The organism is Fulvivirga aurantia, from assembly GCF_009711475.1.
Taxonomy (GTDB): Bacteria; Bacteroidota; Bacteroidia; order Cytophagales; family Cyclobacteriaceae; genus Fulvivirga; species Fulvivirga aurantia.
This window is the reverse complement of record NZ_SMMD01000864.1, coordinates 1-12158: the sequence shown is the minus strand read 5'-3', so window position 1 is coordinate 12158 and position 12158 is coordinate 1. Positions and strand designations below refer to the sequence as shown.

General features: G+C 40.7%; 12 protein-coding genes and 1 riboswitch. Of the genes, 10 read left to right on the top strand and 2 right to left on the bottom strand.

What is annotated here, in order from left to right; translation table 11 throughout:
• Positions 1–15: 15 nt before the first annotated feature.
• Positions 16–2175, top strand: coding sequence for a polyphosphate kinase 1 (gene ppk1, locus E1176_RS13525; RefSeq protein WP_185152804.1), 2160 nt, complete (start codon positions 16–18; stop codon positions 2173–2175).
• A gap of 45 nt (positions 2176–2220) precedes the next feature.
• Here ppk1 and E1176_RS13520 read toward each other — a convergent pair whose 3' ends face one another.
• Positions 2221–3120: a Ppx/GppA phosphatase family protein gene (locus tag E1176_RS13520; protein WP_155211166.1), complete on the bottom strand. Its 900-nt coding sequence runs from the start codon at positions 3118–3120 to the stop codon at positions 2221–2223.
• Positions 3121–3255: 135 nt separating this feature from the next.
• Here E1176_RS13520 and E1176_RS13515 point away from each other — a divergent pair, with 135 nt between their 5' ends.
• The 9 genes from E1176_RS13515 to E1176_RS13475 all read left to right on the top strand — a co-directional run bounded on the left by E1176_RS13515 (position 3256) and on the right by E1176_RS13475 (position 10996).
• Entirely contained in the window at positions 3256–4257 is a 1002-nt protein-coding gene (locus tag E1176_RS13515; protein WP_155211165.1) for a homocysteine S-methyltransferase family protein, read from the top strand.
• A 75-nt stretch (positions 4258–4332) separates the two neighbouring features.
• Positions 4333–4424: riboswitch (TPP riboswitch) on the top strand.
• A gap of 47 nt (positions 4425–4471) precedes the next feature.
• Positions 4472–4672, top strand: coding sequence for a sulfur carrier protein ThiS (thiS, locus tag E1176_RS13510; protein WP_155211164.1), 201 nt, complete (start codon positions 4472–4474; stop codon positions 4670–4672).
• A gap of 11 nt (positions 4673–4683) precedes the next feature.
• On the top strand, positions 4684–6576 hold the full coding sequence (thiC, locus tag E1176_RS13505; RefSeq protein WP_155211163.1) for a phosphomethylpyrimidine synthase ThiC: 1893 nt from the start codon (positions 4684–4686) through the stop codon (positions 6574–6576).
• Between the two features lie 3 nt (positions 6577–6579).
• Complete coding sequence (locus E1176_RS13500; RefSeq protein WP_155211162.1) at positions 6580–7149, top strand: thiamine phosphate synthase; 570 nt, start codon at positions 6580–6582, stop codon at positions 7147–7149.
• The gene (locus tag E1176_RS13495) at positions 7143–7877 is read left to right on the top strand and encodes a hydroxymethylpyrimidine/phosphomethylpyrimidine kinase (RefSeq protein ID WP_155211161.1); all 735 of its coding nucleotides are present in this window, start codon (positions 7143–7145) and stop codon (positions 7875–7877) included. Before E1176_RS13500 ends, E1176_RS13495 begins: the two co-directional genes overlap by 7 nt.
• A gap of 5 nt (positions 7878–7882) precedes the next feature.
• Positions 7883–8527 carry a thiamine phosphate synthase gene (gene thiE / locus E1176_RS13490; RefSeq protein WP_155211160.1) on the top strand — a complete coding sequence of 215 codons (645 nt, stop codon included), beginning with the start codon at positions 7883–7885 and terminating at the stop codon, positions 8525–8527.
• On the top strand, positions 8527–9297 hold the full coding sequence (locus E1176_RS13485) for a thiazole synthase (RefSeq protein ID WP_155211159.1): 771 nt from the start codon (positions 8527–8529) through the stop codon (positions 9295–9297). The genes thiE and E1176_RS13485 overlap by 1 nt, the downstream gene beginning before the upstream one ends.
• A complete protein-coding gene (gene thiH, locus E1176_RS13480) occupies positions 9290–10420 on the top strand; it encodes a 2-iminoacetate synthase ThiH (RefSeq protein WP_155211158.1) in 1131 nt (376 codons plus the stop codon). Before E1176_RS13485 ends, thiH begins: the two co-directional genes overlap by 8 nt.
• A gap of 54 nt (positions 10421–10474) precedes the next feature.
• Positions 10475–10996: a GNAT family N-acetyltransferase gene (locus E1176_RS13475; protein ID WP_155211157.1), complete on the top strand. Its 522-nt coding sequence runs from the start codon at positions 10475–10477 to the stop codon at positions 10994–10996.
• On the opposite strand, the gene E1176_RS13470 is transcribed toward E1176_RS13475, so the two are convergent.
• Positions 10993–12158: thiolase C-terminal domain-containing protein (locus tag E1176_RS13470; RefSeq protein WP_155211156.1), on the bottom strand; the 1166-nt coding region annotated here is incomplete at its 5' end. The two genes, E1176_RS13475 and E1176_RS13470, sit on opposite strands and share 4 nt — an antisense overlap.

The following is a 12158-nucleotide window of genomic DNA, read 5'->3' as shown; positions in this document are numbered from 1 at the left end:
AGAACAAGAAGTCTCATTAATAAAAGCGATTACATCAGTCGCGATTTAAGTTGGCTTAACTTCAATTATAGAGTACTAGATCAGGTTAAAGATAAAAACAAAAGCCTGATTGAGCGAATGAAGTTTTTAGCAATTACAGCCTCCAACCTTGATGAGTTTTTCACCATAAGGGTTGGCAGTTTGTATAACTATATAGACTACAAAAAGCAACGCATAGATTACTCAGGTTTGCGAGAGCTGCCCTTTAGGAAGATTTTATTCGCAAAGGCAGAGAATTTTACTGCAGAGCAACACCGACTTTTCCTTGATGAACTCATGCCTCATTTTGAGGACAATGATTTTTCTATAACTCCTTATAAAAAGCTATCCAAAGACCACAAAAAGTTAGTCAAAAACTATTTTGAGACTACTATCTACCCGATGCTTACACCTATGGTGTATGATAGCTATCACACATTTCCTATGCTCAATACCAACAGGCTTGTATTTGGTGTGGTCACAGAAGGTAATGAATATAATGTAGAGAATAAGAAATTATCATTTATACAGGTTCCTTCCAATTTACCTCGATTCTACGAGTTGGAGATTGATGATTGTGTGCATTTCGTGCCCATCGAGGATATCATAAAGAATAACATTGAGCAGCTTTTCCGAAATGTTCAAACACACTCAATCAGCCTATTTAGAATTACCAGAAATGGTGATTTTACTTTAGATGAAAGTGATGATATAGAGGCCAACTTTTTAGATGAGCTCAAGAAAAAGCTCAAGACCCGAAGATCTGGTAGGGTGGTGAGACTGGAAGTTATGGGCAGACCAGATGCCTGGATGATGAAGGTCTTAAAAAGTAGGTGGGAAATCGATGACGATAATGTGTTTAGGATACCGAAGGGCAGTATTCTGGATCTCAATGGCCTTTGGGATATCGTAAGGCATAGAGAGTTTAAAGATATGCTTACCGAGATGCCTGAAGAAGTGCCACCGGTGAGTTATCCCGAGATTAAGGATGAAAATATTTTTGAAGTACTTCAAAATAAAGACGTGCTTCTCCATCACCCATATAATAACATGGAGCCAGTAATCGACTTGCTGGAAAAGGCGGCAGAAGACCCTGATGTATTGGCTATAAAAATAACCATATACAGATTGGCCAAAGACAGTCGGGTTACAGCAGCTCTACTCAAAGCAGCCGAAAATGGTAAACACATTTCTGTATTGTTTGAGGTAAAAGCTCGTTTTGATGAGGAAAATAACCTAAGAGAAGCTCAGCGACTACAAAAGGCGGGTTGCTTCGTGATTTATGGTATCAGTAGCTTTAAAACGCATACCAAACTGATGCTGATTGTTAGAAAAGAAGGTGATAAGGTTACTCGCTATGTTCACCTGAGCAGTGGTAACTACAATGAGTCTACCTCTCGACTTTATACCGACCTGGGCCTACTTACCACCGATGAGGTGTATGCGCATGATATTTCTGAGTTCTTCAATGTAATAACTGGGCATTCTATGCCGAGTGTTTATAAAAATCTCATCACAGCGCCTAAAGATATGAGGCAGCAGCTGGTAGAGATGATTAGAAAAGAAACAGAAAACGCAAGAAAGGGCCTTGAATCAGGCATCGTTATAAAAATCAACTCGCTGCAGGATAAAGAAGTGATTGATGAAATGTATGCTGCCTCTCAGGCTGGTGTACCCATTAAGCTTATTGTGCGTGGTATGTGTTGTCTAAGGCCCGGCCGCAAAGGTTTAAGTGAAAATATACAGGTGATATCTATTGTAGGTCATTACCTGGAGCATAGCCGCATTTATTACTTCCACAATGCCGGTGACTATAAGCTCTATATTGGCAGTGCCGATATGATGGTGAGAAGTTTTGAGCGTAGACTTGAATCGTTGTTTTTACTTACTGACGATTTACTCAAGAAGCAGGTCAAGAATATATTGCAGTATAACTTAAAAGACAATGTGAACGCATACGTAATGCAGGAAGATGGCACTTACGTGAAAAAACATGCCAATGGCGACCCTGAGTTTAATATTCATCGCGAGTTTTATAATGTAACTAAAGAAAATCTGGAAGAGCTCGATCTCACTTTTGATCATATAGAAAAAGCCGTCAATAACGGCCGATCGGTCGAGAGTATTGAGGTTGAGAAAGAGGTTGAGAATAAATAGAATAAAGGCTATCCAGATACTGTACAGTATTTGGATAGCCTTTTGCTAACTGAATTTTATTTTTTCTTGATAGGTATTTTTCTCATAAAGGTGCTGCATTATTCCATCTTTAAGGCCCACATTAGGTACTAAAATGTTCTTTGCGTTAGCCCATTCCATTACAGCAATGTAGATTTCAGAAGCAGGTATAATTACATCTGCCCGGTCAGGGTTTAATTGCAATTCGTTTATTCGTTCTTCGATAGACATGTCTCTTACATCTGCCTGTACTTCTTTCAATTTAGAAATACCCAATTTGTCGCCAGGCACTTTTTGAGCCAACTCGAAAAGCTTATTAATATTACCACCGGTACCTACTGCAGTCACCTTTGTTTCCTCCGGCTTTATCATACTGGTTACCCACTTTTTCATATTGTTCCAGATAATGGGTGAGTCATGATGACCAAGACGCCTTACAGAACCGATCTTAAAGGACTTAGAAGTGATTTTCTTACCACCACGAAGCAAGGTAAGCTCAGTGCTACCACCACCTACATCTATATGTAAGTAATCCTTTTTCTTATCTAAGAAGGTGCTTATAGCATTGTTTATAATCAGTGCCTCGTTGGCACCATCGATGATTCTGATTTTAAGTTTGATATCCTCTTCAACCTCTTTGATGATCTCACGACCATTTTTAGATTCTCTCATAGCTGAAGTAGCGCAAGCCATATAATCATCCACTTCGTACAAGTCGATTAATAACTTAAAGGCACGCATGAGTTTTTTAAATTTACTCTTCTTAGAAGGACTTATCGTCCCCGTATTAAACACATCCTGACCTAATCGTAATGGAAATCTGACATACTCTAATTTCTTAAAATTGAGTTCGCCTTTAGTATGAATGGTGGTTGTCACCTGCAGTCTAATGGCATTTGATCCGATGTCTATTGCTGCGAGCTTCAAATTCTAATAGTTTTAATTTTTGTGGTCTAACAAATAACAAACATCATAGGCCAAATCCCAAGTAATTGGTAATTTTCCATTGTTAAAATTACTGACAATCGGCTTAGATAGTAATGTCACATAAGATAACACAGTATGGCGAAAATTGATCAAATATTAAATGAGCGAATCTTAGTCCTGGATGGTGCCATGGGTACAATGATACAACGACATACGCTCACAGAAGAAGATTTTAGAGGTAATAGATTTAAAGATCATGATCGACCATTAAAAGGTAATAATGATTTGCTTTCAATTACACGGCCTGATATAATAAAGGATATACATCGGGCCTACTTTGAAGCAGGAGCCGATATTGTTGAGACCAATACATTTAGTGGCACGACAATCGCTCAGGCAGATTATGCCCTTGAAGAAGCTGTGTATGACATCAACTATGAGTCTGCCAAAATAGCTGTAGAAGCTGCTCAGGAGTTCACTAAAAAAGAACCTAATAAGCCGAGGTTTGTTGCCGGGTCAATTGGGCCTACAAATAGAACTGCTTCGATCTCACCAGATGTAAATAATCCTGGTTTTCGAGCGATTACCTTTGATCAATTAGCTGAAGCTTACAAACACCAAACAGCAGCCTTGCTTGATGGTGGAGTTGATTTATTACTTGTTGAGACAGTATTTGATACACTAAATGCCAAAGCCGCACTATTTGGTATTACAGAATTGCTTGAGGAGCGTAGTGAATCAGTACCTATCATGGTATCCGGTACGATAACAGATGCAAGTGGCAGAACCTTAAGTGGACAGACAACTGAGGCATTTTTAATTTCACTTGAGCACTTTCCTCTTTTAAGCATTGGACTCAATTGTGCGCTAGGCGCTAAGGACTTAAGGCCGTATTTACAGATTTTGTCAAAAGAGGCCCGGTTTTATACCAGCGCACACCCAAATGCAGGTTTACCAAACGAATTTGGTCAGTATGATCAATCTCCTCAAGATATGGTTGATCAGATTAAAGTCTTTTTAGATGAAGGCCTTATCAACATCATAGGAGGTTGCTGTGGCACCACACCAGATCACATAAAAGCAATTGCTGAATTAGCGGCTAAATATGAGCCTAGGCAGCTTTCTATTCCCGTTTAAAATATAAATCAACAATGCGGGAGCATTCATTTGCAAAATGCAAATCGCTACTGTACATTTGATCCCATAATTCGAAATAAGCTTTAGGGGTGCCAATATACGGCTGAGACATACCCTTAGAACCTGAAACCGATAATCCGGGCGAAGGGAAAAGCTGAGTTGCCAGCCAGGCAAATCTCTCTTTTTAAACCTTCCCCTTAATTTATTTTAACAGATGCAAGTGTATTTAAACGATACGCCCATCAGTATTACTGCGTCAAAACTTTTTGAGGTTCTGAAAAGCCAAGCGCTAGAGACCAAAAAAGGAATTGCAGTAGCCGTAAATGATGAAGTCATCCATCGGACTGACTGGGAAACAAAACAATTAAAAGAGAATGACCGCATACTTGTGATTACCGCAACACAAGGTGGCTAAAAGCAACTACTATGGCAAAAAAAGAAATTACACCTTCAGAAAAATCAAAGATCACCAGAGATCCATTTCCAGCCTCACAGAAAGTTTATGTAGAAGGAAAGCTGCATAAAGATGTAAGGGTTGCAATGCGAGAAATAGCCCTTACAGAGTCTAAGCCGATGTTTAGTGAAGGTGAGGTGAAAAAAGAAAATAATCCCCCTGTCACAGTTTACGATACTTCCGGACCATACACCGATCCATCGGTTGAAATTGATGTGAAAAAAGGGATTCCTCAATTGAGAGCTTCCTGGATTCACTCGAGAGGTGATGTAGAGGAATTACCGGAAATTACATCTTCATACGGCAAAGAGCGTCTGTATAATTCAGACCTTGATCACTTACGTTTTGAGTATCTAAAAAAGCCATTGAGAGCGAAACAGGGTAAAAATGTTTCTCAAATGTATTATGCGAAAAAGGGGATAATCACTCCGGAAATGGAGTATATCGCTATTCGTGAGAATCAGAAACTGCAGGAGTATAAGGCAATTACGAAACAACATCCGGGTGAAAGTTTCGGAGCTAATATACCAAATGAAATTACACCTGAGTTTGTACGCGATGAGGTAGCGCGCGGTAGAGCTGTAATTCCAAACAATATCAATCACCCTGAAAGCGAGCCGATGATTATTGGTAGAAACTTTCTGGTAAAAATCAATGCTAACATCGGAAACTCAGCAGTTACATCCACGATAGAAGAGGAGGTTGAGAAAATGGTGTGGGCCACACGTTGGGGAGCAGATACTGTGATGGACTTATCTACCGGCAAAAATATACACGAGACAAGAGAGTGGATCATCAGAAACTCACCAGTTCCAATAGGTACGGTGCCTATTTATCAGGCCTTAGAGAAAGTCAATGGTAAAGCCGAAGACTTAACCTGGGAGCTATTTAGAGATACACTTATTGAGCAGGCCGAACAAGGTGTTGATTATTTTACCATTCACGCTGGTGTTAGATTGAGGTATGTGCCTATGACGGCCAAAAGAGTTACCGGTATTGTCTCCAGAGGTGGATCTATCATGGCAAAATGGTGTCTGGCGCATCATAAAGAGAGTTTCTTATATACACACTTCGAAGAGATATGTGAGATTATGAAACAGTATGACGTGGCATTCTCATTGGGTGATGGTTTGAGACCTGGTTCTATTGCAGACGCAAATGATGAGGCCCAGTTTGCAGAGTTGGAAACACTGGGTGAGCTTACCAAAATTGCCTGGAAACATGATGTGCAGGTGATGATTGAAGGGCCGGGACACATACCTATGCATATGATCAAAGAGAATATGGATAAGCAGTTGGCCGAATGTGGCGAAGCGCCATTTTATACTTTAGGACCACTAACAACAGATATAGCACCGGGCTATGACCATATCACTTCAGGTATTGGTGCCGCGATGATAGGCTGGTATGGTACAGCTATGCTTTGCTATGTAACGCCTAAAGAACACCTGGGCTTGCCTAATAGAGATGACGTGAAATCGGGGGTAGTTACCTACAAACTGGCAGCTCATGCAGCTGACCTCGCCAAAGGGCACCCGGGAGCGCAGTATAGAGACGATGCATTGAGTAAAGCACGCTTTGAGTTTAGATGGCAGGACCAATTCAATTTGTCTTTAGACCCTGATACGGCCAGAGCTTATCATGATGAAACCTTACCTTCTGAAAATGCCAAGGTTGCTCACTTTTGCTCTATGTGTGGACCAAACTTTTGCTCGATGAAGATCACTCAGGATGTGAGGGATTATGCGGCTAAAAATGGCATGGAAACGAATGAAGCCCTTGAGAAAGGGATGCAGGAAAAGGCGGAAGAATTTACCAAAAAAGGTGGTGATGTTTATCTGGAACCTGAAAAATTGGTTGACTAAATCATGAAATTGATTGTCATATCATCTGACAATAATATGACTCAGGAAGGTGAGTATATCAATGCCATGTTTGCTGAGGGTATGGAGTATTTTCATTTAAGAAAGCCCTATGCATCCGAAAGTGAATTGCGCCAGTTTCTCATGGGTATTGATCATAGTTATATGGAGAGGGTTGTGACACATAGCCACTATCAGTTAGTTGATGAATTTGGTCTTAGAGGAATTCACATCAACAGTTGGAACCATGAAACGCTTCCGAAAAAAGTAAATCACTGCTCCGTGTCAAGCCATGGAATAAGTGAGTTGAAAAAGAAGAGCAAGTTCGACTATGCTTTTCTAAGCCCCATTTTTGATTCTATTTCTAAGGAAAATCATAAAGCGGCTTTCTGCTTAAAACATCTTAAAGATGTATTGACAGAGATCGAAGTAAACGTGATTGCACTCGGAGGTGTGGATGCATCTAAAATTGATACGTGTGAAGAAACCGGTTTTAATGGTGTGGCAGTTTGTGGCTCAATTTGGCAATCAGAGAATCCTGTAGAAACTTTTAAAATAATTAAAGAAAAATGTTAACCAGTCGACCGAAAGTATTGGTTATAGGTGGCTTTGACCCCAGTGCCGGGGCAGGAGTATTAGCAGATATTAAAGCTATAGAAGAACATAAAGTATATGGCTTGGCTGTAAATACTGCGAATACAATTCAGAATGATTGCAGGTTTGAGTCTGTCAATTGGTTGGATGAGAAATTGGTTCTTGGTCAGTTAGATATACTGCTCGACCAATACGATTTTAAATACGTAAAAATCGGCCTGATAGAATCATTGGGCCTCATTCACAAAATATTAGACAAGTTACCTGAAGGTACCAGAGTAATCTGGGATCCAGTACTTTCGGCAAGTGCGGGTTTTGATTTCAATCATGATCTGGAGGCTGTTGGTGAATTGCTAAAAAGACTATTTCTCATAACTCCCAATTGGAATGAAGCTAAGAAACTCTCTGGTTTAGGAGGAATTGAAGGTGCAAAATTGCTTACCAAGTATTGCAAGGTATACCTCAAAGGTGGTCATAATACACTAGACTTAGGCAGGGACTATTTGCTGGAAGGTGCAGAGTCTTTTACACTTAAAAATAAGGCTGAAAAACCTTCTGAGAAACATGGCTCAGGTTGTGTCTTTGCCAGTGCATTGGCAGCAAACCTCACACTCAATTATCCGCTGATGTTGGCATGTGCTGAGGCTAAACACTATATCGGGAAGTTTTTAGATGGCACCCCAGAGTTGCTCGGCTACCATAAAATGTAAGACAAATGATTTCTAGACTACAGTATATTACTCAAGATCATTCAGGTAAAACCCACGCACAATTATGTGAAGAAGCGTGCAAAGCTGGTGTAAAGTGGGTCCAACTCAGAATGAAAGACACCAGCTACGAAACTTACCTGGAGGAAGCAAAAGCGTGCAGAGAGATTACCAAAAGTTACAAGGCTACCCTTATAATTAACGATAATTTGTCTATTGCCTTAGAGTCCAGGGCAGATGGGGTGCATCTCGGCTTATTAGATATGCCTGTAAGGGAAGCAAGACTGCAATCACCTGATGAATTTATTATTGGAGGGACTGCAAACACTATAGAAGATGTAGAGCGACATATAGCAGATGGTGCTGATTATGTCGGTATGGGACCATACAAGTATACAACTACAAAGAAAAAGCTGAGCCCTATTTTAGGCCTTGAAGGATATCAAAAAGCGCTAGGTCAATTATCTACTCGTGATTTTCCTATAGTAGCCATCGGTGGTATTACACAAAATGACATTTATCAATTGAAAAAGATTGGAATGCATGGAGTGGCAGTATCGGGTCTTATCACCCATTCAGCTGATAAGCATACTATGGTGGAGGAAATCAATAAGGCGTTTGAAGAACAAATAAATTTAAAAGTGGCGGATTGATGAAGGACTTAGTTATAGCAGATAAAACATTTAAATCAAGGTTGTTTACCGGTACTGGTAAGTTCAGCTCCAGTCAACTCATGGAAGAAGCACTGTTGGCTTCAGGTTCTGAATTAGTTACGGTTGCCCTTAAACGAGTGGATGTCAAGAATCAATCAGATGACATTCTGACCCATCTAAATCACAATCAATTTAACCTTTTACCAAATACATCGGGGGTACGAACAGCCAAAGAAGCAGTGTTTGCTGCTGAGCTTGCCCGTCAGGCCCTGGAAACCAATTGGTTGAAACTGGAAATCCACCCGGATCCTAAGTATTTGTTGCCAGACCCAATAGAAACACTTAAAGCAACAGAAGAACTAGCGAAGAAGGGGTTTATCGTTTTGCCTTATATACATGCTGATCCGGTATTGTGTAAAAGGCTGGAAGATGCAGGTACCGCTGCTGTGATGCCATTAGGATCACCCATCGGGAGCAATAAAGGACTTAAAACCAGTGATTTTATTGAAATAATTATTGAGCAAAGCAATGTGCCCGTAATTGTAGACGCAGGTATAGGTGCACCATCTCACGCTGCTATGGCGATGGAAATGGGAGCTGATGCAGTTTTGGTTAATACAGCCATTGCCGTTTCACAAGATCCTGTGGCCATGGGTGTTGCATTTAAGAAAGCTGTAGAAGCAGGTCGAATGGCCTATGAAGCTAAACTTGGTGCTACCGCAAATGAAGCCGTAGCAAGTAGTCCACTAACAAGTTTTTTAGATGTATAAGCAGCTATCAAACCATACATTTTCAAATGTTCTGGGGTCGCCAGATTGGGAAAGTATTAAAGCTTCAATCTATGAAAAAACTGCCAGGGACGTTGAGAGAGCTATTAATAAAACGGAGAGAAATTTAGAAGATTTTAAAGCCCTTATATCACCCGCAGCAGCTCCCTTTCTTGAGGATATGGCCAGACAAAGCCACTTGCTAACACAAAAGAGATTCGGCAAAACTATCCAGATGTACATACCAATGTATTTGAGTAATGAGTGCCAGAATATTTGTACTTATTGCGGCTTTAGCCTGGACGTGCCGATCAAGAGGAAAACTCTTTCTGATCAGGAAATACTGGAAGAAGTAAAAGTCATTAAATCTTATGGGTATGACCACATTTTATTAGTTACAGGTGAGGCTAATAAGACAGTAGGTGTTGAGTATTTTCTAAATGCCATAAAACTCATAAAACCCTATTTCTCACATATAGCCATTGAGGTACAGCCACTCGACCAGGAAGAGTATGAGCAGTTGATTGCAGCAGGAGTAAATACTGTGCTGGTCTATCAGGAAACATACCATGATGCCAACTACAAAAAGCATCATCCTAAGGGTAAAAAATCAAATTTCACATACCGTTTAGAAACGCACGATCGATTAGGGCTAGCTGGTATTCATAAGATGGGTCTTGGGGTGTTAATCGGTTTGGAGGACTGGCGTACTGATAGCTTTATGTGTGCATCGCACCTGGCTTATTTAGAAAAGAAATACTGGCAATCTAAGTATTCGATTTCTTTCCCACGACTTCGTCCTTGCTCTGGTGGTGTTGAGTTGAAATCGGTGATGTCTGATCGGGAACTGGTGCAATTGATTTGCGCCTATCGTTTATGGAATGGAGAGGTGGAATTGTCGCTTTCTACTCGGGAGTCTGAGAGATTTCGTGACAACGTAATTAAGCTTGGAATCACCTCAATGAGTGCTGATAGTAAGACTGACCCCGGTGGGTATGCTAATCCCAATGTAAATCTGGAGCAATTCGAGATTGATGACAAGCGATCCACAGCGCATATATTAGAAGTCATTAGAAACCAGGGATATGAGCCAGTTTTTAAAGATTGGGATGGTGTATTGCAGTAATTCTAATAGTTCGATTGATTAGACTATATTTGACCGTAAACAATCTACGATCAAATGGAAAACAGCTATACGGTAAGGGATGCAAAGCCAACTGAGTTTGAGCAAATTGGCGAACTGATGGTGAAAGTGTATAGCCAATTAGATGGCTTTCCTACTGCAGAAGAACAGCCAGATTATTATAAAATGCTTGCCGAGATTGGTGAGTTGACTAAAAATGAAGGCATCCGCTTGTTTACCGCTGTGAATGAGAAAGATGAAATTGTCGGAGCTGTAGTTTATATCAAAGACATGAAAGATTACGGCTCAGGAGGTATAGCTACCATGGAACAAAATGCTGCAGGATTTAGATTGCTGGCTGTAGATCCTGAAGCACGAGGCAAGGGCATTGGTAAATTGTTGACCAACGCATGCATAGATCAGGCTAAAGAAGATGGGAGAGGGCAGGTTATTATACACTCAACAGAAGCAATGGATATTGCCTGGGGTATGTATGAGAAAATTGGCTTCAAGAGATCTATTGACCTCGATTTTCAGCAGGGAAGATTACCCGTATTTGGGTTTCGGTTACTGGTTTAGTCAATACCTAAGACCGATACACAATTTGATGTGCCGGCACCTCCAATATTAACGGTAATACCATTTTGAGCCTTTTCTACTTGATTGTTGTAAGCCTCACCAATCAGTTGTTTATAGATATAGGCATGCATAGATACTCCCGTAGCCCCAATGGGGTGTCCCTTTGCTTTGAGACCACCTGATAGATTGATTGGCAGCCGTCCATTATGAAAAACTGATTTATCCTCGATTGCTTCAAATTCTCGCCCAGGTTGGGTAATGCCGAGTGCACTGTATATCAATAGCTCCGTAATTGTAAAGCAATCATGTACTTCAGCCAGATTTATATCAGCGAGACTTAAATCGGCCTCTTTTAGCGTTTTATTAACTGCGTAATGAGCGCCTTCCAAAAAATGATCAGATTTATTTTTACCGAAGCTGTCTAAATAATCACTGGCATTATAAAAGCTTTTAACTCTAATGGCTTTTGATTTGTCTTGAGGGTCAGCCTCTAAAATCAAACCAGATGCTCCGTCAGAAATAAGTGAGCAATCATGTAGTCTCAATGGCTCATAGATCATCGGGTTTTTCTCATCTGGCAATGACAGTATTTCTTCAGCTGATCGGGGCTTTGTGATATGTGCCAGCGGATTACTCGCTCCATGAGTATAAGCTTTAGCTGATATCTGAGCCAGCCATTGTTGCAGTTGATCTTGACTGTAGCCATGTTTGTTGAGCCAGCCCTTTGCCAGATCAGCAAACATACAAGGGGCTGTTACTGATTTAGCACCTTCATCGGGCCAGTAAGTGGCCAACGCCAAAGATTTGGTAACAGCAGCCGTATCTACCGCTGTCATTTTTTCAAGACCAATGACCAACACTCGGTTCATCAACCCTGATTTTATGGCCATAATACCCATGTGGATAGCAGAAGAGCCGGAAGTACAGGCAGTTTCTGTTCGGTACATGGGCTTATGTCTGAGTTCAGAAAGTACGTTTACACCATAAGGAGCAATATTCTCCTGGTTGTTGAGCGTACCCCCGCTATAGTTTCCAACAAAGATACCATCGATTGATTCAGGTTCCACCCCAGCATCATCCAGGGTGCCTTTTACAGCTTTTTCATACAAACTGTATAGGGTATCGTTTTCTAACCGACCAAATTTAGAATGGTAAGCACCAG